The organism is Cellvibrio fibrivorans, from assembly GCF_031457055.1.
GTDB lineage: Bacteria > Pseudomonadota > Gammaproteobacteria > Pseudomonadales > Cellvibrionaceae > Cellvibrio > Cellvibrio fibrivorans.
In genome coordinates, this window is sequence record NZ_JAVDVX010000007.1 from 1 (window position 1) to 22,658 (window position 22,658).

Genomic DNA, 22,658 nt, shown 5'->3' on the forward strand with positions numbered 1-22,658 from the left:
TTTCGCGGCTGGAAGTAATGCCTTTGGAGTAAGCGAACAGCACAACGCTCAATAAAATAGCCGGGTTATACGCAGGTCGGCCGCCATCTTTATTGCGATAAGCGTAATCAAAGATAGAAAGATCAAGCTTCTCGTGAATCAAGTAGTGAATGGCATGCTCGAAAGTGCCAGGTTGCAACTGATCGCGAAAATTAATCACTACCATTGCGTTTTGATCATGATTGTAAGGAATAAACTTTGGCATAAGCGCACTCCTGTGAGATTGCGCTATTTTAATGAAATTGAATCGAATTGTGGGGTTTTTCTACAGCTTCAACGCCGAGCTAAGCGGCAGTTTTTACGTTGCGGTTTTGTGGAATACTTTTGCGCAGCAAAACCACAAAACTGCGACTTAAAAACTGTCCAGCGCACGAAGTGCGCGGTGCTTGAGCGATTTGTTAGCCTTAGACAAAAATGCACAAACTAGCTTTTTATTTTTCGGTTTTTAATTTTGTAGTAAATGCGCGGCAAATAAAACCACCAAATAGTACCTAACAAGCCATGAATGAAATATGGCGGATATAAAACGTACTCTAGCGTAGGAAATTTTGCCTGCAATGATATTAATGGATTATATAAAACTATATTTAGAATAGAAATCGGGAAGTCAATTACAATCCATACACCCCAAACAAAAATGAAGCTCCAACCTTCGTTGAGGTTAGCAATAGGTATAGATACAAGGATGATAAAAAAATGCAAAGCCGCCATGAGGCAACAAAACTTAAGCATTCTTCTATCTTCACTCGTTTGCATATTCATTACTCAAAGTCCGTGAGGCTAACAGTTTATTACATTGCACCAACTATATAACCCGCAGAAAGTTATTCCAACTAATTTGGTGTAATGCTGTATAACTCCAAAAAAGTGGAGGAACCATCAATCGATTTAGTTCGTACTAAATCAAAGGGTTAACTATCACTCCGAATTAATTATGGAGTTATACGGCACAAGCAATCCTAATTAGTTACCGATCTCATTTGGCTGACTGTCCGCTTTGGTCATAAATCGAGCGCCTTGAATATCGAAACTCAATTTAATGTCATTGTTTCTTTTCCTTGCTAAAGAAAAGAACACTCGCACACATCAAAGCCAAAAAATGACTTCAATTGGAAACAAAACCAATTAAAGAGCATAGCAATATTCAACGTCAGTTTGAATTACAAGCCATTACCGACTCCGAGTTGACAACCCTTCCCTCATCCCTAACTTGCCAACGCTACGGAAAATTCCGTGACTGCTACTACTAACTCCGCTTCTAATAATTGTATTTCGCATGTGATGGACAGGATTGATGGGCACCTTAGGAAACAGACGTCCAAATAAAAAAGGCGGCTGTTGCCGCCTTCCGTTTTTCTTTCATTTTATAATTTGCTTACTTCAGACGCGGCAAGCAATAGTGCGCCTACGCCGTAGAGTTGTGTATCCTCCGGTAATATTTTTTCTGGCGATGCGCCCACCTGCTGAACCCAACCGAGTTTGCCCGTTTTATCGACCGCGCTAGCGAGTCCGTTCCAACCAGTATTTACTGCCGGTAAATATTCTGCTTTTGATAACAAACCATTGTTGATTCCCCAAGCAAGACCAAAGGTCATAAAACCGGTGCCGCTGGTTTCGGGCACATTGAATTCGTCTTTATCCAGAAGTGATGACGGCCAGAAACCGTTGGGTTGTTGGAGCTTGCGCAAACTTGCTGCCATGGTTTTAAATAGGTTTTCGTATTTTTGTTTGCGCGGATCATTCGCTGGAATTTGTTCGATCAATAACGGCAAGCCTGCAAACACCCAGCCGTTGCCACGGCTCCAGAAAATTTTCTTATCGTTTTTACTGCGGCGCTCAAAAAAGCGGCCATCGCGATAAAACAGGTGTTCGTTTTTATCAAACAAATAGTCAATCGTTGCTTGGTATTCTTCATCCACATAATTTAGATACGCAGGATTGCCGGTTAATTTCCCTACCGCTGCCCACACGGGCGGTGCCATAAATAAGGCATCGCACCAGCACCAGCGATGCTGGCAAGTTGCTTCGCCCTGGCCTGTTGGATCGGAGTTGTATTCCAGACTGTGAGTTTTGCGGTTTGCCAAAATTTCTTTAAACACTTTTTGTGTGGGTGCGATCAGGCTGAGATCATTTTTGCGCGCGGCGACTGCGGCGTAGGTGAAACCAATTACTTGATCATCGGCGTGCCAGCTTTTGTCGCCGAGCTTCCATTTATTGGCTTCGCCTTTTATAACCAAGGCTTGCAGATAATCTGCATTCTGGCTGTGCTCAGCCCAGCGATTTAATCCGACAAAAAATGCGCCTTGAATCCAGCCATGCGGGTTTTCGGTGTGGTCGCGGAAGGTGCGTACATAATCAAAATTGTCCATATGCGCCAATTGCCAATCTGCAGCGCGGTTGGCAACGTCGGCAACGGCTTGCGCTGCAGGGATTGTTGCAGCAGGTTTGTGTGCACAGCCACTGATTAGCAACAGACCCAATAATATTGCGCAAACAGTCACGAGGTGCGAGCGAAGGTAATGCAATAAAAAATGGTTCATCCAGATAACTCCTGTGTAAAAGTCCAGGGAATTTATTGTTATGTCAGGTCTGCTATGTGTAATTCAGTTGTGATCACTGATTATGGTTGTGCGGCGATCTTAGGCCAGGCGTTGGTTAAATAGAAGGGCTTTACGGAGTTTTACCTTTCTGCAAAAACAAAAAACCCGGCCAAAGCCGGGTGAAGACAGACCACTAAAACAACTAACAAAAATCAGCTGATGTGCGATAAACGCAGAAGAACTACACCGTACATTTACAGGCTTTCAACGCGGCCTTGTACTCGATTTCCAAGGTTTTTAACGTCGCTAATGCGCTGGTCACTGTTGCAGTCAGCCCGGCAGTTTTGGCTTTTTCCGCTGTAGTTGCAGCAACAGCGGCATTGTAAGCATTGGTCGCTGCATTGGCCGCTGTTGTAGCAGGAGCTATTTGCTGAAATGCAATATTGGCTGCAGTAACTGCGGCACTGATTTGCGCAACCAATGCATTATATTTAGCCACCAAATTGTTATAGGCGGTCAATTTAGATCCTTTGGCCGAAGCAGTAGCAGAATTGTAAGCAGCGAATGCCGTATTTAGTTGGGTTACCAATGGATTCACTTTTGCAACCAACCCATTGTAAGTAGCAACCGCTTTTTCATAATTTTTTGTAGCAGTGGTAAGATTTTTGGTGGCCGTCGTCAGCGTTGTTTTTGCCGCTTTCTCTACTGCAGTTTTTGCACTGATCGCCACTTTGTTTGCGCTTACCGCAGCCACTGCTGCAGAGTGCGCTGTGCGTGCTGCTTCCACCCGGGTTTTTAATGTCGCTGCGTCGACACTGCTAACACTGCTTGCCGAGCTGGAAGATCTGCTGGATGACAAGGCCACGCTGGAACTCGAATTGAGTGAAGAAGATGCAGCGCTGGATACCGAAGCGCCCGCATAATAACTGGCAATTTGTGGTGCAGTAATGCTCAAGGCGTGGCGAGCATCTGCCCCACTGGTGGTATTGGTACGAACCACGCCACAGGGCAAATTGTTTTTGCAAATAATGTCAGGATTGGAAAATTTGTACACTTTGCCAGTCCAGTAATCCACATTAAATTCGCTTTGGTAAGCCATTATTGTAGTAAATGAATTTGCTACTCCGTACCCCAATGCATAATGGAAAACACCACCCACACCATCTTGTTTGCGTGAATGTTTTAAACCCATGTTATGACCCAGCTCATGCGCCGTTACAAAATCTCCACAAGAATTTATTGCGACATGGGCAAACATGTAGGCTTTGTGGCCTGCACTCATGGCACCATTGCTGCCACCTATCCAGGCGATGCCACAACTGCCGTGTGAATTCATATAGGGGCGATACAAAATAACCATGTCCGCTCTAGCCTGTTCGCGTGCAGCGGCAACACCACTAAATGCAGTATGTTGATTGAAAGTAATATTATTCAACGCGGTCTCGGCGTTGTTGTCGTCGGTGTAATCCACCTGCAAGGTTTGGGCAACGCGAATTTCCAAATCCACGCCGCTGTCGGCATAAATTTGATTGGTGACCTGAAAAATTTGGTTGATACGAGTGGTGGGATCACCACCGTATAAATGGGCAGTGCCTTTGGTATACACAACAAGAACATCAATTACGGTGGAGGCTGCAAGCGCAGGAAAAGCGGCGGCTGACAATAATGTGATAGCAGAAGCACGGATAAAATTTTGAATAAAATTTTTCATAGAATTCTCTCGATTGACTTTACTTAAAACCCTCCGTGATTGACAAACTCAGATATAAAACCAAAATTTGCGCGTATCCATTAAAGTTCAACGTGTTGCTTTATTAACTGTGCATAACGACTCCGTCTGATTACAAATAATGAAAAATATGTTTTAAAAAGCACTAATGGTCGTGCGGTATTTCAAGAAAGTCATTAGCGCCTGGATGGGATAATTCAAACTCGGATGGATTTTTGTAAATCCATCCGCTGCCATTAACGGATTCCAATGTGTAACTGCCTTTGGGGGTTGTCACTGTGGCAAAGACCGAGTTGCCACCATAGGTCATCACAACCGGATACTCATCGCCGTGGCCATCCAGATGTCCGCGCCAACTGTAATCACCATTAGGATTCGTACCGCCAGATTCCACATTCACTTGCAATCGCTCTCCGCCGGGCAATATCACACTTGTTTGCTGACCCGCTTCGGGATAGGCAGGATTTTCCATATCGACCGATACCGGTTCATAAACCGAAACCCCACCTGGCAGGGGCATTGCCGGGGTAGCAGCGGTTGCATCTGCCGCGCGCCAGGCGTCGGGCACTACTGCAGTGGTTTCATTCGCCTTTGCCAGCTCAACCGGGGGGACTGGCTTCGCTGCGGCCGGATTCAACGCCTGCTGTGCGCGCGCCAGTTCGCTATTCGCCTTGGCTAACACCGGATTGACAGCAGGATCAGTAGTCAACGGCGACTGCTCATCGAGTGCCAGTTGTAAGCGCTGGTCTGGTTTCAGCAAGGTTTCTTCCCGTGTGATTTGATACACCAAGGCGGCAATCAAAATGGCGCTCACTGCCAGATAAAATCGCTTGATATTGACCGAGGAAGAAAGCGCCATTGAATGGAACCAATTTGCTATCAAAGTTGATTAAAAATAAGTCAATACGTCCAAAAAATCGAGTTTTTATTACCCTTCTATAAAAAATAATCTAATTTGAAGAAAAACTGATAATTAAAGTAATTAAAAATGAAGGTGTGGTTATGAAAGAGAAATTTTTAGATGTTGTAATCGGTGCCACTATCCGATCGCGAGAAAGCTTGGCGACATAAGCACTTCCGTTTTCTCTTTGTTCGCTGGCGCACCGCACTATTCAACCTCAGTGTTTAGACTGCACCCAACTTAAACGAATGTTGTTTACTTCCCAGCGCTGTCCAACAGGTTCTCTTGCCTTGAAAACTGCGGTTTTATCTGACTCATTAAAAAGGCATCCTATGAAACATCCCCTTCTTTTATTAACACTTATTGGCTCCATTGGCCTTGCCGCGTGCGAACGCCAAACAGACACTGTTGTACTCACAGTTCCCGGTCCGGCCGGCGAAAAAGGGGCTACCGGTGATACCGGCAATACGGGTAATACGGGTAATACGGGCAGTAGAGGTGCAACTGGCGTTGAAGGTGTACAAGGAGCAACCGGTAATACGGGAAACACTGGCAATACTGGCGACACTGGCGCAACAGGTGATGCAGGCGCAACTGGCGATACCGGCGCGACCGGAAATACGGGTAATACCGGCAATACTGGTGATACTGGTGCAACCGGAGATACGGGCGCAACGGGTGATACTGGCGAAACGGGTTCAACGGGCGACACTGTAATTGTGGTACCTAATTAATCGAAAACGCTATTGATGCTGGGGTAAGGATTATCACCAGAAACAAAAAGGCAGCCACTTGGGCTGCCTTTTTGTTATCTGAAAAACACCCCAAAGTCACACCTTGGAGCTTTATTTAGCCGGTTATTACTCTGCGTAAACAGGGAATTTCTTGCACAGATCAGACACTTTCGCTTTAACACTGGCGATAACCGCATCGGCGTTACCTGCTTCCAGCGCATCAAAAATATCGCAGATCCAATTGGTCAACTGCACACACTCTGCTTCTTTGAAGCCTCGAGTGGTAACCGCAGGAGTACCTACGCGAATACCAGAGGTTACGAAAGGCGAGCGAGGGTCGTTAGGTACCGCGTTTTTGTTCACGGTGATGTGTGCTTTACCCAAGGCTTCATCCGCATCTTTACCGCTGTAGGATTTGCCTATCAGGTCAACCAGCATCAGGTGGTTTTCAGTACCGCCAGACACAATTTTGATTCCGCGCGACAAGAAAGTCTTGGCCATTGCCTTGGCATTCACCACTACTTGCTTTTGGTAAGCCTTGTATTCAGGAGTCATGGCTTCTTTAAAGCTGACGGCTTTAGCGGCAATCACATGCATCAGAGGACCGCCTTGGCCACCGGGGAATACTGCTGAGTTGAGCTTTTTCTCAATCTCTTCGTTGGCTTTGGCAAGGATGATACCGCCACGTGGACCGCGCAGGGTTTTGTGGGTGGTAGAAGTAGTTACATCGGCAATTTGTACCGGGTTAGGGTAAACACCAGCGGCTACCAGACCGGCAACATGCGCCATATCAACAAACAGATAAGCACCTACTTTATCGGCGATATCGCGGAAACGCTGCCAATCCAATACTTGTGAGTAGGCTGAAAAACCGGCAACGATCATTTTGGGTTTGTGCTCAATCGCCAAACGCTCAACTTCATCGTAATCAACCAGGCCAGTCTCAGGATTTAGACCATATTGCACAGCATTGTAAATTTTACCAGAAAAGTTCACTTTGGCACCGTGAGTCAGATGACCACCGTGTGCCAGGCTCATGCCCAGCACGGTATCGCCCGGTGCGCAGAGTGCAGCGTAAACGGCGTTGTTCGCTTGTGAACCCGAATGCGGTTGTACGTTGGCATAATCGGCACCGAACAACTCTTTCGCGCGCGAAATCGCCAAGGCTTCAGTGACATCTACATATTCGCAACCACCGTAGTAACGCTTGCCCGGATAGCCTTCGGCGTACTTATTGGTCAGCTTGGTGCCTTGGGCTGCTATCACCATAGGGCTGGTGTAGTTTTCCGAGGCAATCAACTCGATATGCTCTTCCTGGCGCTTGCCTTCATTCTGGATGGAAGCCCAGATTTCGGGATCAAAAGAAGCAATAGTTTGGTTTTTATCAAACATAGATAAGTCCTGAGTTGACCTGCGGGCCAAAAAAGCTGGCCGAGGGTATGGATGGGAAGGAGGGAAATTTAGGCGCGCATTGTACACCAGGCGCCCAAAAAGCTGCCACGCAAAAAACTCATGCAGTGTAGCAATTACATTCATGACGACGGTCGCCTATGGAATGCTCCTCAAACACCTACCGTTGAATACCACTATGGCACCAAAAAAGGGCATTAATGGATACTTGATAGAGTTTTTCTCCGATTTCCCACCCTATTTTCACGCCAAATCCCGCATGGAATCTGCGCTGTAGCGCATTTTTACTTTTTTTTAGCGCCATTCCGCCGGATAGGCCTCGCTTTTGCACAGCTCAAGCTGATGACTATTCACACACCGGCTCGCGGGTTCACCCCGAACCGATTCAGGCTTTTTAAGGACAGCATATGGTTTTCCAGTGGTACGGGCAGTGCTACCGACAATTTTACCGATGGACGCTAGGCTTGGTCATGCTGGGGGCGCTAGTACAAGTGCATGCGCAAACAGCCAGCAATGCCAGCTATTTAATTGGCGCCGGCGATGAACTTCGTATCAGCGTGTACGGGCAGCCGGATCTGACTGCGGAAACTCAGGTCAGCGCTGATGGCATGGTGATGGTACCCCTACTGGGCAATTTGCCCATTGCGGGCAAAACCAGCACAGCTGCCGCTGCCCTGATCGCCAATCGCTACGAGCAAGACAACGTCCTTAAAAATGCCCAGGTAAATCTCTTGGTAACCAAATACCGCAGCCAAGTAGTCGCGATTCTCGGCAAGGTCAATAACCCAGGGAAGCTGGTATTGGAAGGACCAACCAGCCTGACCCAGGCGCTGGCCTGGGCGGGTGGCATAGCTGCCAATGGCAGTGAGCGGCTAGTGCTGATGCGCATGGCCCCGGATGGCCGTCAGGAGCGAACGGAATATGATTTACAGCAATTGCTAAATCAGGCAGCAGATCCATCGCCAACGGTGTGGCTGAAGGATGGCGATACACTCTATGTGCCCAACGCCGGGCGATTTTATTTGAACGGCGAAGTCCATACCCCGGGCATGTACAGCCTCGACCGCCCACTCAATGTGCGTCAGGCACTTAGCGCCGGGGGTGGTCCAACAGCGCGCGCCAGCGAGAGCAGTGTGAAAGTGTTCCGCCAGCGGGCAGATGGATCGGTTCAGGAGTTACGTGCCAAGCCCGATGACCGGGTATTGGATGGCGATGTCCTGGTGATTAAGGAAAGCCTCTTTTAACGGGAGCAATATATGAACCCTACTACTCTGATCGGTATTTTGCGTGCACGCCGATGGGCAATTATCGCCACCACTATTGCAGCTCTAGCTGCTGCCCTGCTGCTGATCTTACTCACCCCCAAATCCTACACCGCCGCGACCGACCTGCTAATTGACAGCCGGGGGCTAGATCCTATTAGTGGCCAAGCCCAACCCGGACGTATCACTGGCGGCTATCTGGCAACACAGACCGATATCATCCGCAGCCGCAATGTTGCTATAAAAGTCATCACCGACCTGCGGTTAACCAGCCACCCGGCGATGCTCAAAGCAGTCAAACTCACCGGCGATGCCATCCGCGACCAACGTCTTATACTTAGCTTTCTCGCGCAGGGTCTGGGCGTCACCCCCAAGCGCGATAGCAGCGTATTGACCATCAGCTTCAAGGCGCAAGATCCGGCGCTGGCTGCGCAGCTCGCCAATGCCTTTGCGCAGGCCTATATGATCACCAACCTGGAATTGCGCATTGAGCCCGCCAAACAGACTAGCCAGTGGTACAACCAACAACTGACCGGGCTACGCAATGAATTGATAGAGAAACAAAACCTGCTTTCCACCTATCAGGAGGAGCACAACATCCTCGCCTCTTCGGATCGGCTGGATTTGGAGTCAGCCAAGCTAGCTGACTTGTCTTCCATGCTGATTGCAGTGCAAAACGAGCGTTTGAACTCCCAAAGCCGCAGCGACCAGATTGCCAACACCGCGGCCAATCCCAAAAAAGGCCAATTAGATACCCGTGGGCTGGATAACCCACAAGTACAAAATCTGGCGGCTACTTTGGCGCAAGCGCAAGCGCGCTTGATTGAAGTGGCGCGCCAGGTAGGGGAAAACCACCCGCAATACAAGCAGGCACTGAGTGAAGTAGACACACTGAAAAAACAAATGGATCTTATGCTGGAGCTAATCAGCGGCAGCTTGCAGTCCTCGGTGGAATTATCCCAAGCGCGTGAAGAGCAGCTCAAAATCGAGTTGGCGCGTCAGAAAGAATTGGTGTTACAACTCAGCCGCAACCGCAACGAACTCACCCTGCTCAAACAGGAGGCCGATAATGCCCAGGCCGCCTATGACGCAGCACTGGCGCGCAGCGCGCAATCGCGCCTGGAAAGCCAGATCGCCACTACCGATGTTGCGGTACTCAATAGCGCTACACCTCCAGCGCGCCCAACCTCCCCCAAACCGGCCATAACGCTGGTTTTGGCGTGCGTAGCCGGGCTGTTATTAGGCACCGCAATTGCACTGGGTTGGGAATGGTTTGATCCACGAATCCGCCATCCACTTGACCTTGAACAAGGGCTGGGACTGGTGCTACTCGCACATATCCCTGCAACCTACAACCGTGCTAACTACCGACCCCGCAGAGGCTCTGCTGTATTGAAGGAGGCCAAGATATGAACGATCTCACAGCACAGCTCCTCAATGGCGATGGCCGGCTTGCCCATACCTTGCACTCCAGCAGCATCCCCACTAGCGCCAATCAATCTTCCACTCAAATGGGACCTATGCTGGTGGCGGCAGGCAAACTCGGCCAGAAAGACCTGACGCTAATCCTCGCCTTGCAAAAACGGGAAGGGCTGCGCTTTGGCGAGGCAGCATTAAAGCTTGGACTGGTGCAGGTAGAGGACATCAACTCTATACTCGCCGAGCAATTTGCCTATACACAAACTCCTGCGCAGTCGAGCCAGCTCGACCATCGCCTGAGCGCCCTATTCCAACCCGATAGCCCCCAAGCAGAAGCGCTGCGCAGTCTGCGCAGTGAGTTAATGCTGCGCTATTTCAACAACCAGTCGCAGCGTTCGCTGGCGCTGGTCAGTGCCGAAGATGCCGAGGGTTCGGCGCTGGCAGCCGCCGACCTTGCGATCTGCTTCGCGCAGTTGGGGCTGCGCACCCTGTTAGTCGATACCAACCTGCGTTCGCCCCAACTCAATCGCTTATTGCATCTGCCAGAGCATACGCCCGGTTTGTCTGATTGGCTCGCCAGCCGCACGGCGGTAGCTCCAATCAATATTGCGATGGTGCGCTCGCTATGGGTACTGCCCGCTGGCACGCGCGCGCCCAATCCCCAAGAACTGCTTTCAGGTAAACGTTACCAAGAGCGGCTTGCGGCATTGACGCAGCAGTTTGATATCACCCTAATCAGCACTACTCCCATGGATTCCAACCGCGATGCGCAGATAGTCGCTGCGCAGGCTGGCGCTGCCTTGTTACTCGCACGTCAACACCAGACCCGCTCCCAGGCACTGGCAGCCATTTGCCAAAGGTTGCGTGATCTGGGTGTGCGTTTGTTGGGCGCCGCCATGCTCGGCCAGGTAAAACAGACGTAGGAGACGCTTGTATGAACAACGGGCATCACCTTACGAATCCGCTCCCGTTGGCAACAACTGCTGCCAACCAGGATCAATGGTGGGTGACCGGCATACTGCTCGCCGCGGTGGCCTATCAAGCGGTGTTGTGCCTGCTGAATACCTTCGGTCTGCGCACATCGGTGGCGGTTGTGGGTATGACTGAGGCGTTGATAATGCTCGCTTGCCTGCCCATGCTAGTTCGCCGCCTGCGACCCGGGCTCATCATTATCGGTCTGGTAGCGGTCTCTTATTTCTGCATAGGGGCCATCGCCAGCGGCCAACTCAATCCCAAAACCTTCCGCGACCTTGCCATTCCCCTGTGCTTTTTCTGGTTGGGCTGCAACCTCGGCCGACCGGAGGTGGTGGATCGCGCATTGGTAAGCATTGTTACGGTAGTGCTTGGCCTGGGGTTATTTGAGCTGTTGATGCTCGATACCTACACACGTTTTTTCGATATTTTCAGCTACTACGTCAGCACCGGCAACCTGGCACCCATTACGGATTATGTGCGCGAGAGCAAACTGCAGCTCAACGGCACCCGCCCGGAGGGTATAGGGCGCACGCTATTGCCAGGCCTGCTGGGTAGCCACAGGGTGTCATCGGTATTTCTGGAGCCGGTATCCCTGGGCAACTTCGCCACTATCACTGCTGCCTGGGGGCTGAGCCGCGATCTACGCGATTGGCGCAAAGGCGTGTTTTTTGTGAGCTCAGCTGTGGTGATGATCATCCTGTGCGATTCCCGTTTCGCGCTCATACTAGTGCCCTTAATGCTGCTGACGCGCGTGTTTTTACACGGTGCGGCACTCAATCTGGCCTTGCTCGCTCCCTTCATTGCGATTGGGCTTGTCCTGCTGGTCGGGGTAACCACATCCGAATACGGCGACAACTTTATGGGCAGAATTGCCCTGAGTGGTTGGGCATTGCTGGAATTTGATGTTGAACTGTTGCTCGCCATAACCACACCTCGCTTTTACGGCGACATGGGTTACGCCTACTTGATCGCCGGTTTTGGCCTGCCACTATGCCTGTTACTCTGGTTTAGCATCTGGCTGCAGCCTATGCCCGACGAACGCGGCCGCCGCTTTCGTGCTTTTATCGCACTTTATATCTCACTCATTTTGGCCATCAGTGGCTCTTCGCTGTTTGCCTTCAAGACCTCAGCATTACTCTGGTGCATGCTTGGATGTCTGCTGCAAAACCCGGCGCGCCTGGCCACCCGCACATCGGTGCCGGGCTATGCCACTTCGCTGCCACTTCCCACTCCTAACTACCGAGGTAACCCATGACCGTCAGTGTCACCCATGTGGTACGTCAATATTTACCTTCGATTGGCGGTATGGAGGAAGTCGTGCGTAATATTGCCCGGCACCAGTTGCGCCAAGGGCACAAGGCGACGCGGATAATTACCCTCGACCGCTTGTTCCGCAATACTGACGAACAGTTGCCGGCGCGCGAGCTGATTGATGGTATCGAGGTTATTCGTCTGCCCTATCGTGGCTCCAGCCGTTACCCGCTCTGCCCCACAGTGCTCAAGTATGTTAGTGACAGCGACCTGATCCATGTCCACGGGGTGGATTTTTTTTACGATTTCCTCGCCGCGACCCAATGGTTACACCGACGCCCACTGCTGCTGTCCACTCACGGCGGTTTCTTTCACACCCGCTTCGCCTCTCGCGCCAAACTCGCCTATTTCAACACCGTCACCCGCCTCTCCGCCCATGCCTACAGCCAGGTAGTGGCAACCAGCGCCAACGATGGCCAGCTGTTTGGCCAAATCATGGGGCAGGACAAATTGCAGGTAATTGAAAACGGGGTAGATATCGAAAAGTACGCCAACCAGGGTGCAACAGCGTTACAACCGAGCCTGATCTACTTTGGCCGCTGGTCGATCAACAAAGGCTTGCTACCCGCGTTGGAGCTGTTTGCCGCTCTGCATCGTCAGCATCCAGAGTGGCGTTTCACTATCGCCGGACGCGAGTACGACCACACGGCCGCCGAGCTGCAACAGAAAATCGACAGCTTGGGACTACAGGGCGCAGTGCAATTGGCTCCCAACCCAAGCGATGAAGAAATCCGCCAGTTGATCCGCCAGTCGAGCTACTTCCTCTGCCTGTCACGCCACGAGGGATTTGGGATCGCCCCAATCGAAGCAATGAGTGCCGGCTTAACCCCCATCCTGAGCGATATTCCTCCCTTCCGCCGCCTGGTGGATGAATCCGGCCTGGGCAGCCTCACCGAGCTGGACTCAGCCCCTTCGGCATGTATCAATATGCTCGTGCAACTTCATGCCCAGGGTGATGCGGGTTATCAAGTGCGCCGTGCTGCGGCCATGGAATTTGCCCAGCGCTACGCCTGGCCGCAGGTAGCTGACCGCTATCTGGCACTCTATGAACAACTGGGGCGGCGGCCATGAACAGGTTTGGATGGATTCTTCTGCTCTCGCTGCTGATGCCTTTTGGCGTCTCGGCGGGCTGTTTGGACAACACCCGGCTCACTGGCGTGAATCTGGCCGGAGCGGAGTTCAACAGCAAAAAACTGCCCGGTGTGATCGCCAAGGATTACATCTATCCCTCCAATCAGGAACTGGCCTTTGTCGCCGCTCAGGGCGCCACTATCATCCGTCTGCCATTCCGCTGGGAGCGGCTGCAACCACGGCTGGATCTCGCGTTTGATGCAGCTGAACTCAGGCGTCTGCAAACCACCATCATCCAGGCACAAATGCACGATTTGTGTGTGTTACTGGATGTGCATAACTACGCCAAATACTACAGCGAGCCAATCACCAGCGCCGCTCAACAGGATGCGTTTGTGGACCTCTGGGTTAATCTGGCCAGCGCGCTGGGTAATCCGGATTATGTCGCCCTCGGGCTAATGAATGAACCGGCTTATATCCCGCTGGCCGACTGGGCAACACTGGCCAAACGTACCCTTGCCGCGTTGCGCAAGGCGGGGCTTAGCCATCTGGTGATGGTGGGTGGCGGTGGCTGGAACGGTTTGCACAGCTGGTTTAGTGAGCAAGATGGCGCCTCCAACGCCATAGCGTTTGCCGGGCTCAAAGACCCACTCAAACGCACCGTAATCGAAGTGCACCAATACGCCGACCGCGACTATTCCGGTACCGCGCAAGACTGTTATCCACCAACCCATTTTGACCTACCTTTTGCACGCATCAGCCAATGGGCGCGCGACAACGAACTGCAACTCTTTCTGGGTGAATTCGGTATGGCCGCCACCCAGCCCTGCATGGAAACGCTGGCGTACTTCCTGAAGCTCATGCGGGGGAACGAATGGAAAGGTTGGAGCTATTGGGCCGGCGGCCGCTGGTGGGGTGATTACCCCTTTGCGTTGAATAGCGATCTACTCAACCCCTCACCTCAATGGGCACCCCTGAAAGCCGCATTTTACCGGGGAGGCGATCTAAGTCCGCCACTGCCCCCGAAGGATGCAACAGATTGAACGCCCAGGGTCACCTGCAACCAATGAGTCACCTAAAGATCAACATCACTTTAAGGAGTGCATCATGAACCAGACTGTAAACGCCCCGGCACCTGCGCCTACACCGGCAAACACAGTAACTGCTGCCTCAAAACCCGTTTTTTTGGTGCTCTCCGCCCACGACTACCGCTCCCCGCGCCGGGCGAATATCCATTTTATTACGCGTGAGCTGGCCAAACTCGGCACCACCCGGTTCTTCTCGCTGCGCTACAGCAAGCTGTCGCGCTACACGCATGACCCGCGCCTGTCGCTCGACAATGAGGCCAATCAAATCGGCTTTTATTACGGTGTGGAGTGCTATTTATGGAAGACGCTTTATCACCCATTTAACACCCGCCGCCCCTGGCTACGCCCGCTGGAAAACCTGATGTACCGCCTTTACAGCCGCGGGCGCAATCCGGTCTTGCGCCGCTGGATCCGCGAGGCGGATGTGATTCTGCTGGAAAGCGGTGTAGCGCCGATCTTCTTCGATCTGATCAAGCAGCTAAACCCGTCGGCCAAAGTGCTCTACCGCGCCTCGGATGCGTTGGATACCATCAATGTGGCCGAGTATGTGAACCAGGCGTTTGCGCGCGCCGCGCCGCAGATGGATGCCATCGCCCTGCCATCCAAGGCGTTGGCCGAAGGCATCCCCAGCCGCCACAACCTGGCATTTGTGCCCCACGGCATAGACCATGCCGTGGCGGAGCAGGCCGACCCATCTCCTTATGGTGAAGGCATCCATGCAGTGTCAGTCGGCTCGATGCTGTTTGACCCGGAATTTTTTGTACTCGCCGCGCGCCGGTTTCCGCATATCCAGTTCCATATTATTGGCTGTGGGCAACCAGCACATCCGGATTACGGCCCCAATGTGCATCTTTACGGCGAGATGCCCTTTGCCCAAACCCTGCCCTATATCAAACACGCGCAGCTGGGGATCGCCCCCTATTCCAGTATCAATTTGCCGGTATACCTGCGCGATACGTCCATGAAGTTAATCCAATACGCCTTTTTTGGGGTACCGGCGATCTGCCCGCATTTTATCGCTGCCGATTACAGCAACCGCTTTGGCTATGATTTGGGGGATGCAGACTCCATCGCCGCTGCAATTGAGCGCGCACTTCACCCTGAACAGCCACTGCGCGCCCAACCGGTACTCAACTGGGAGCAAGTAGCCGAGCGCATGCTCACCCCCAATGCCTTTGCCGATACGGAGTTGGTGGTATGAGCCAAGCGGACAAGTACCTCGCCCTCGGCGGTTTCAAGCTGCTGCGCACCACAGGCAATGAGCTTGAACAGCAATTGCAAGGTCATCTGGAGCATGGTGAGCAAACGGCGCTTTTTTTTGCCAATACCAATTTTATTGTGCAATGCCAGGGGCTGCAGGAGCAGATGGCACAGAGTACCTTGATCATCAATGACGGTATCGGGGTGGATATAGGCACCTGGCTGGTACACCGCACCCGCTTCCCGCAGAACCTCAATGGCACCGACTTTATCCCGGCGTTCTTGCACAGTATCCAGCAGCAGGGGCGGGTGTACCTGTTTGGCGGCAAACCCGGTATCGCCCTGCGTGCCGCCCATACCCTGCGCACGGAATTTGGCGTGAATGTGGTAGGTGCCAGCGATGGTTATAGCCAGGGGCAGGACACACAAGCCCTGGTAAACCAAATCAACAACAGCGGTGCCAACGTGCTGCTGGTGGCTATGGGCAACCCATTGCAGGAGCGCTGGATATTGCAGCAGCGCGCTAATTTGCAGGTGAAATTATTGTTTGGAGTGGGCGCCCTGCTGGATTTCCTGGCCGGCGATAAACCGCGCGCTCCCGACTGGATCCGCCGCCTGCGTCTGGAGTGGTTCTATCGCCTTTGCCTTGAACCCGCCCGACTCGCCCGCCGCTACACCCTGGATATCGGCTTGTTCCTAGCCCTCTGTCTGCGCACCGGCAAGCGCACCGGCCAGTACACCAACAGTGGCTCCAGCAAAGGTTAATGGTTATGCGTATTCTCGCCGCACCTGCGTTCAGCAATGAAAAGGTCAACCCCTACAACGCCCTGCTCTATCGCGAGCTGCAAAAACTGGGGGTCGGGGTGGGCGAATATCGCCATACCAAAGCTCTGAAGGAATCAACTGATCTGGTGCACTTTCACTGGCCAGACGGCTATATCAATCAACGGGGATTGGCAAAAACCTGGCAGCGCCTACTGCTGCTGGGGCTGATGGTCTGTGCACTCAAACTCAAGGGCAACAAACTGGTGTGGACAGTGCACAATACCGCACCCCACGACGCCATACGGCCAAAGTTATCGCAATGGTTTATGGGCTGGTTTATCCGCCGCTGCGATGGTTTTATCTTTATGAGCGAGGCAAACAAGGCTGCGTTTTACCAGCGCTATCAACCGCCGGAAAACACCCGCTATGCAATAATCCCCCACGGCCACTATCGCAGCTGCTACCCACCGGCCATGGACCAAGTGGCTGCAAAACAGAAGCTGGCGCTGAACACCAAAAAGAAGGTGCTGCTATTTGTGGGCATGATAAAGCCCTACAAAAATATTCCCGGATTGATGAAAGCGTTCAATGAAGCCCATCTGGGCGACTATCAATTAGTCATCGCCGGTACGCCCGACAGCGATGCCTTGCGCGCTGAGCTGGAGACACTCAAAGGTGCTAATACCCGCCTGTTTTTGCGTTTTATCCCCGACAGTGAACTGAACGTGTATATGAGCGCGGCAGATGTGGTGATCCTGCCCTACAAAGCGATCCTTAACTCGGGTGCGCTGCTGCTGGCACTCTCGTACAACCGGCCGGTGATAGCACCACATATGGGGGCGATTATCGACCTGCAAAAAAACCTCGGCCTGCAGTGGATTTACGGTTACGCCGGGGAGCTGACACCAAGCTGCCTGCAACATGCACTGGTCGCGCTGGAGCACAGCACGCGCCCGCCCATCTGCCCACTCGACAACTACAATTGGGATAGACTCGCCGCCAGCACCCTGGATTTTTATCGCCAACTCACCGCTCCACCAACTGACACTGCGGAAATACCGGAGGCTGGCAACTCGCGCTGATTGCCCGGCGCATAGCCAATCGTCCCGGATCAATCTCCCTATAGCCACTGACCTAAGTAGCCCATGAGCCTGAAAAAAAGTTTTGGCAAAAGCACCCTCTGGATGAGCGCCGCGGCAAGCGGCAACAGCCTGATCAGCTTTGTGATTTTTATTATCCTCTCGCGCCTGCTGGCGCCCGAAGAAATCGGCTTGGTGGCTTTTGCGCTGATTGTGGTGGAGTTGGGCAAGATCCTTGTGAATGCCGGGCTGCCACAAGCAATAGTGCGCTATCCCGAGTGGGATGAACGCTATGCCGCCACCTGTTTTTATCTCAACCTGCTGCTGGCCGCGCTGGTGACACTGCTGGTGTTTTTTATCGCCGCACCCGTGATCGCCTACTACTACGACGCGCGTGCAGAACTGCTGGTGCAAGTCTTGTCGATAGTGTTTTTACTGGAAGGCGTAAAGGCCGTGCACGAGGGGAAGCTCAAACGCGAATTTAATTTCCGCGCCATCGCTTTACGCACTGTGGTTGGTAGCCTGTTCGCAGGTTTGGTGGGCGTGGTTCTGGCGTTCCAGAGTTATGGGGTGTGGGCACTGGTCTGGCAGCAATTGCTCAACCAACTGGTAGTGACGCTGGTGACCTTGAACAGCGCCCGCTGGCTACCCGGCTTGCAATTTTCGCTCGCCCACGCGCGTGCCCTTCTGGCCTTTTCCACACCACTGACGCTGGCGCAGATGATCAGCAACTTCGCCTCCAAGATTTATGAAATGCTGGTCGGCCTGCTGCTCGGCCCAGCCGCACTGGGGTTTTTCCGTGTCGGTGGACGGGCGCTGTTTATCCTGCAGGAAATTGTGCTCAAACCCTTTGAACAGACCCTGCTACCGGCATTAGCGCGCATGAGCGAACGGGAACAGCGCGCCCAGGGAACCCTCCGGGTGATGCGCATGAGCGCCTATTTTACTTTCCCGATTTTTTTTGGTGCAGCTGCTTTGGGGCCAGAATTTATCCAGCTCGCGTTCACCGAAAAATGGGCACAAAGCGGCCAGGTGATGACATTGTTGGCACTGGGTATAGCGCCGTTGGTCATAGGCTATCAGGTCAACGCAGCGCTCACCGCAGGCGGACATTCACAGCGGGTAATGATCCTCGCCAGCATCACTTTTGCACTGAATTGCCTGCTCGGATTTCTGTTGGTGCCCTACGGGATAGTCGCAGCGGCAGCCGGTTTTGCCCTGCGGACTTACCTCAGCATTTTCTTCAATATGTATTTTTTCAAGCAGGTATTCGCGGTGGATATCAGCCGGCAACTGCGTACTATCGCGCCCACTTTTGCAGCTTCACTGATGATGCTGGGAATAGTGCTGCTCGCCAAATACACCCTGCCTGGCGACCTTGCCCTGGGGGTTCGCCTGTTGCTGCTGGCGGGTTTGGGCGCACTGAGTTACGTCGCCCTTATGTCCAGTATCTTCCGGCAGGAGACCAAACATTTTCTTGGCGAAAGCGCCGCTATGGCTCCAGCCAGAGCAAAACCGGTAATCAATTATTTACAGCGGTTACTAAGGTTGGTGTAGACGTGATGTATAGGTTATTGGCGGGACCAAAAAACTAACTCCCGCCCGCGCGGGAGTTCAGAGACAAGATAAACTCAATTTATCGCCATAGCTGCAGTGGAAACGCATTCAGCAATGGCTGATGATCAAAGCGCAATCCGGGCATCCCGCCCATCTCCTTCCCCTCGTCAATGGAACTGGCAAATTGCAGCTCTGACTCAAGCCTGCCGCTCCCCAGATAATAATCCTTGTACTTGAACGGATCCTCCGTCTGCGACAGGCGCACGTAACGTGCAGGAATTCCGTAAGCCTCAGCGATAATCAACCCATGTAACGAACTGGCCAGCACCAGTTTGGCTTGCAGGATCTGCTCAATCACCCTATTCCACCCCTGTAATGGTGAAATAACATTTGGGGTGCCATTTGGCAGGATCGACAAATCATGGAGATTGGGCACAAACACATAATCGCGCTGGGGATTGGGACTAAAACGTCCCTTGAACAAATGCGGCACCAACAGTGCCGGGTCACCGTAAACTTCCGGCACCACAAAGCCGCGGCTGCGCAGAAACTCCCCGGTTAAAGGCCCGCGCACAGCATGCACATTGAGCTTCCGGGATTTGAACATCGACTCTGGCACCTTGCCATTCCAGCCGCTACCCCAAATGTGATCGCCATCGGTACTGTTTTGCAAGATCGAGCCTATCGCCAGCAGACGCGCACATTGGCTCACCTCCTGATCCAGACTCAATCCCTGCAGTGCCAGCAGTTGGCGTGTCACAATTTCGGCGAGATGATCACCAAAATTAATGCGTCCGTCTTTGGGCATCCAGTTGTAGAGATCCACATAGGGGAATGGTAAACGCGGCTTCAACTCGGCCGGTGTCTCCAGATAAGCAGCCAGACGTCTAAACATAGGTACTCCTTTAAGCAATCAATGCATCAAACAATATCTTAGAAAACCAGCGTCAGCCCCAGGCTGGCCAGTGCATAGTCATAATCTCGGTAAAACAGTGGCGATTTGCGATCCACCCACTGGCTATCGAGGCGAATATTGAGCAAATCAGAGAAACGGTAGGTCAGCGTCAAGGGACTAACTGCCGTGATGGTTTCAGCACGCGCCGGTTCCATCAAACGCTGGAGGTAAGTCTGTTCACTATAGGCAGCATCCATGCTGAGTAACCATTTGGGCGAAGGCTCCCAGCTCAGTGCAAGTTTGCTGGTGCGCACATCCGCCGGTGAATCTGATGTTTCACCAACAGCAGGTTCACTCTGGCTGTAGCTGAGTGAAAAGCTGAGCTTTTCGCTGACTGACCAGCCCAAATCTACCAGCGCTTGAGTACCAGTGCCGGCGTTGATCTCTCCTTCGCGCTTGAAGCGTCCCAGGGTAAATCCCAATTGCGTCTTGCGCGTGAGTGCCCAGTTACCTTCTAACTCCAACTGGCGATAATCAAAATCCAACACGCGTAAATCACCAGGCACCAAGTGAACATACAAGCGTTCACCCTCGCGCAAGCGCACATTTAATGAAGATTTATTGGGTGTGTTGTAAGTGCCAGCCACAAACCATTCATCTTCATCAAAATCCAGAGATTCGCGCAGGTCATTGGAATGAGTCTGCGTTGCCTGCCGGGCGCCGACAGTAATGCCAAGATGTTTGCGCGTACCGAGAGTCAATTGGCCAGTAAAATTATTAAGTGAAACTACATCTTTATCGGCAAATTCCAATCGATCTACCGCATAGGCATCACGCGTCCAATTCACCGAGGTTTTAATGCGTGAACTCCAGTCACTGCGCCAACTGGCATTGCCTTCAACAAAATCGACATCCAGATCATCACGCTGCGTGTACTCATAGCGGTTGCCACTCACACCAAGCGAAAAATCCTGTTTACTCAATCGCTCATTTAGTGCGAGCGAAACTACGGAGCGAGTGTAATGCTCTGAATCCACATCAGCGCTGCGCGCAAAATTACTGTCCCAGTATTCTTGCGCGCCCACCGAAAGGGTAACGCGATCGGGAGCTGCGACGGTTGCCGGTGCAAGTGGTGCTATAACCATCCATTGCAGCAAACGCAGCCATTTTTTTTTTGCACACACATCAATAAACATTCTGTCCGACGAAACCCTTGAAAATAGTTTTCCATAAAATTTTGATATCCAAAATCACCGACCAATTGCGGATGTATTCCAAGTCATAAGCAATACGGCCAGACATTTTGTCTAACGTTTCGGTCTCACCGCGAAAGCCATTCACTTGCGCCAACCCGGTAATGCCAGGCTTCACTTTATGACGCAACATATATCCTTTAATTTGGCCACGATAAAATTCGTTATGTGCAACGGCGTGTGGACGCGGGCCAACAAGCGACATACTACCGGAGATCACATTAAACAATTGCGGCAACTCATCGAGCGATGTGCGACGCAAAAAATTTCCGTAAGGCGTAATACGTGGATCCGCACGCTTTGCTTGTGCAACATTAGCGCCATCTTCACATACCGTCATGGAGCGGAACTTCCACACTTTGATGCGATCGCCCCCCATGCCGTAACGAGTCTGTTTGAAAAAAATGGGCCCAGGCGATGTAATCTTTACACCGACAGCAATCAATAACATAGGAATCGCCAGTACCATTAAAATACCCAGCCCCAGCACTAGATCCTCCAAACGTTTCGCCCAGCTGTTATCCACCAGCGGCGAATCGTAGATACTCAGCGCAGGAATGCCCTGCAAACAAGTCAGGCGCGAATGTAACAAGTCAAAACTGAATACGTCGGGAATCACGTAGGGGGAGACTGTCGTATCGGCCAAGCGATCAATCACCGAATGCATACGCAACTCCGCACGCATAGGGAGCGCCACGAAAACAATATCAATCTTGCCATCGTGCGCATCCTGATACAGTTGTTCCAGACCGCCTTTCACTTCAATGTTCTTTCCAAACAGGCGGCGCCCCACATCATTGCTAGGTGCCCGGTCGTCGTAAAAACCAGTCACCTTGTAACCCAACCAAGGCATAACAGACATGGAATTAATTAGCCGCAGACCCAAATCATTAGCACCTACAATCGCAACTCTGCGCGGTTCAGTAGGCTTTGCACGCAGTTTGGCCAGCAACAGCCGCCGCCCGATATGCATCGCAATCATCACCCCGGGGGTTGTTACGAACCAGACAGATATCGCCAGTAAACTCAATGTCGTAAATGGATAAACTACTACCAGTGACAAAACCAAGAACAATAAGGTAGCAAACCACGCGAGGAATAAACGAATGGATAAATCAATCATCGAGTGGCCACGCCACAAATAATACACTTCATTACTCTCGGCAAAAAAACCGAAAATAATCACCGCGCTAATAGCAAAGCCGGTGTAAATATTATTCCACTCTAACCCCAATAATTTGAGGCAACCCCACAGCATAAATACGATGAGGGCGCTATCGAGCGCGCGAAATAGCGCAAGTATTTTCGAATGATGGAAGCGAACCACAGGCGGTTCACTTGATAAGCCAATGGGATTGACCGCAACGCCTTCTACCGATAAATCGCTCATTACTACCTCCATGCGAATCACTCATGAGTAAAGTACGAAT

The 22,658-nt window shown here is 51.9% G+C and carries 20 protein-coding genes; 11 read left to right on the top strand and 9 right to left on the bottom strand.

Annotated features, from left to right (window positions below; genetic code table 11):
* From J2X05_RS17210 to J2X05_RS17230, 5 genes are all read right to left on the bottom strand, one after another.
* Positions 1-244: transposase (locus J2X05_RS17210; RefSeq protein ID WP_310074818.1), on the bottom strand; the 244-nt coding region annotated here is incomplete at its 3' end.
* Positions 245-462: 218 nt separating this feature from the next.
* On the bottom strand, positions 463-801 hold the full coding sequence (locus tag J2X05_RS17215; protein ID WP_310074819.1) for a hypothetical protein: 339 nt from the start codon (positions 799-801) through the stop codon (positions 463-465).
* 602 nt (positions 802-1,403) lie between these two features.
* Positions 1,404-2,579 carry a glycoside hydrolase family 88/105 protein gene (locus tag J2X05_RS17220; RefSeq protein WP_310074821.1) on the bottom strand — a complete coding sequence of 392 codons (1,176 nt, stop codon included), beginning with the start codon at positions 2,577-2,579 and terminating at the stop codon, positions 1,404-1,406.
* A gap of 241 nt (positions 2,580-2,820) precedes the next feature.
* Positions 2,821-4,290: a M12 family metallo-peptidase gene (locus J2X05_RS17225; RefSeq protein ID WP_310074823.1), complete on the bottom strand. Its 1,470-nt coding sequence runs from the start codon at positions 4,288-4,290 to the stop codon at positions 2,821-2,823.
* Between the two features lie 163 nt (positions 4,291-4,453).
* On the bottom strand, positions 4,454-5,167 hold the full coding sequence (locus J2X05_RS17230) for a protease inhibitor BamI-like protein (protein ID WP_310074825.1): 714 nt from the start codon (positions 5,165-5,167) through the stop codon (positions 4,454-4,456).
* 374 nt (positions 5,168-5,541) lie between these two features.
* Between J2X05_RS17230 and J2X05_RS17235 the strand changes: the two genes are divergently transcribed.
* Positions 5,542-5,943, top strand: coding sequence for a collagen-like protein (locus J2X05_RS17235; RefSeq protein ID WP_310074827.1), 402 nt, complete (start codon positions 5,542-5,544; stop codon positions 5,941-5,943).
* Between the two features lie 126 nt (positions 5,944-6,069).
* Here the strand turns inward: J2X05_RS17235 and glyA are convergent, their stop codons facing one another.
* Entirely contained in the window at positions 6,070-7,335 is a 1,266-nt protein-coding gene (gene glyA / locus J2X05_RS17240; protein ID WP_310074830.1) for a serine hydroxymethyltransferase, read from the bottom strand.
* A gap of 425 nt (positions 7,336-7,760) precedes the next feature.
* Between glyA and J2X05_RS17245 the strand changes: the two genes are divergently transcribed.
* The 10 genes from J2X05_RS17245 to J2X05_RS17290 all read left to right on the top strand — a co-directional run bounded on the left by J2X05_RS17245 (position 7,761) and on the right by J2X05_RS17290 (position 19,080).
* Positions 7,761-8,597, top strand: coding sequence for a polysaccharide biosynthesis/export family protein (locus J2X05_RS17245; RefSeq protein ID WP_310074832.1), 837 nt, complete (start codon positions 7,761-7,763; stop codon positions 8,595-8,597).
* A 12-nt stretch (positions 8,598-8,609) separates the two neighbouring features.
* Entirely contained in the window at positions 8,610-10,028 is a 1,419-nt protein-coding gene (locus J2X05_RS17250; protein WP_310074834.1) for a Wzz/FepE/Etk N-terminal domain-containing protein, read from the top strand.
* Positions 10,025-10,957, top strand: coding sequence for a chain-length determining protein (locus tag J2X05_RS17255; RefSeq protein ID WP_310074836.1), 933 nt, complete (start codon positions 10,025-10,027; stop codon positions 10,955-10,957). The genes J2X05_RS17250 and J2X05_RS17255 overlap by 4 nt, the downstream gene beginning before the upstream one ends.
* A gap of 11 nt (positions 10,958-10,968) precedes the next feature.
* Positions 10,969-12,264 carry a polysaccharide biosynthesis protein GumE gene (locus J2X05_RS17260; protein ID WP_310074837.1) on the top strand — a complete coding sequence of 432 codons (1,296 nt, stop codon included), beginning with the start codon at positions 10,969-10,971 and terminating at the stop codon, positions 12,262-12,264.
* On the top strand, positions 12,261-13,391 hold the full coding sequence (locus J2X05_RS17265; RefSeq protein ID WP_310074838.1) for a glycosyltransferase family 4 protein: 1,131 nt from the start codon (positions 12,261-12,263) through the stop codon (positions 13,389-13,391). The genes J2X05_RS17260 and J2X05_RS17265 overlap by 4 nt, the downstream gene beginning before the upstream one ends.
* Positions 13,388-14,434: a glycoside hydrolase family 5 protein gene (locus J2X05_RS17270; protein ID WP_310074840.1), complete on the top strand. Its 1,047-nt coding sequence runs from the start codon at positions 13,388-13,390 to the stop codon at positions 14,432-14,434. Before J2X05_RS17265 ends, J2X05_RS17270 begins: the two co-directional genes overlap by 4 nt.
* 64 nt (positions 14,435-14,498) lie before the next feature.
* A complete protein-coding gene (locus J2X05_RS17275) occupies positions 14,499-15,680 on the top strand; it encodes a GumK N-terminal domain-containing glycosyltransferase (protein WP_310074842.1) in 1,182 nt (393 codons plus the stop codon).
* Entirely contained in the window at positions 15,677-16,444 is a 768-nt protein-coding gene (locus J2X05_RS17280) for a WecB/TagA/CpsF family glycosyltransferase (protein WP_310074845.1), read from the top strand. Before J2X05_RS17275 ends, J2X05_RS17280 begins: the two co-directional genes overlap by 4 nt.
* A gap of 5 nt (positions 16,445-16,449) precedes the next feature.
* Positions 16,450-17,526 carry a glycosyltransferase family 4 protein gene (locus J2X05_RS17285; RefSeq protein WP_310074848.1) on the top strand — a complete coding sequence of 359 codons (1,077 nt, stop codon included), beginning with the start codon at positions 16,450-16,452 and terminating at the stop codon, positions 17,524-17,526.
* Positions 17,527-17,589: 63 nt separating this feature from the next.
* Positions 17,590-19,080 (top strand): lipopolysaccharide biosynthesis protein, encoded by a 1,491-nt coding sequence (locus tag J2X05_RS17290; protein WP_310074851.1) that lies wholly within the window; start codon positions 17,590-17,592, stop codon positions 19,078-19,080.
* Positions 19,081-19,159: 79 nt separating this feature from the next.
* Here J2X05_RS17290 and J2X05_RS17295 read toward each other — a convergent pair whose 3' ends face one another.
* Genes J2X05_RS17295 through J2X05_RS17305 form a run of 3 tightly spaced genes read right to left on the bottom strand, consistent with a single transcriptional unit; the run spans position 19,160 to position 22,618 of the window.
* The gene (locus tag J2X05_RS17295) at positions 19,160-19,975 is read right to left on the bottom strand and encodes a polysaccharide pyruvyl transferase family protein (RefSeq protein WP_310074853.1); all 816 of its coding nucleotides are present in this window, start codon (positions 19,973-19,975) and stop codon (positions 19,160-19,162) included.
* A 38-nt stretch (positions 19,976-20,013) separates the two neighbouring features.
* On the bottom strand, positions 20,014-21,171 hold the full coding sequence (locus J2X05_RS17300; RefSeq protein WP_310074855.1) for a hypothetical protein: 1,158 nt from the start codon (positions 21,169-21,171) through the stop codon (positions 20,014-20,016).
* Positions 21,161-22,618 carry an undecaprenyl-phosphate glucose phosphotransferase gene (locus tag J2X05_RS17305; RefSeq protein WP_310074857.1) on the bottom strand — a complete coding sequence of 486 codons (1,458 nt, stop codon included), beginning with the start codon at positions 22,616-22,618 and terminating at the stop codon, positions 21,161-21,163. The genes J2X05_RS17300 and J2X05_RS17305 overlap by 11 nt, the downstream gene beginning before the upstream one ends.
* Positions 22,619-22,658 lie beyond the last annotated feature (40 nt).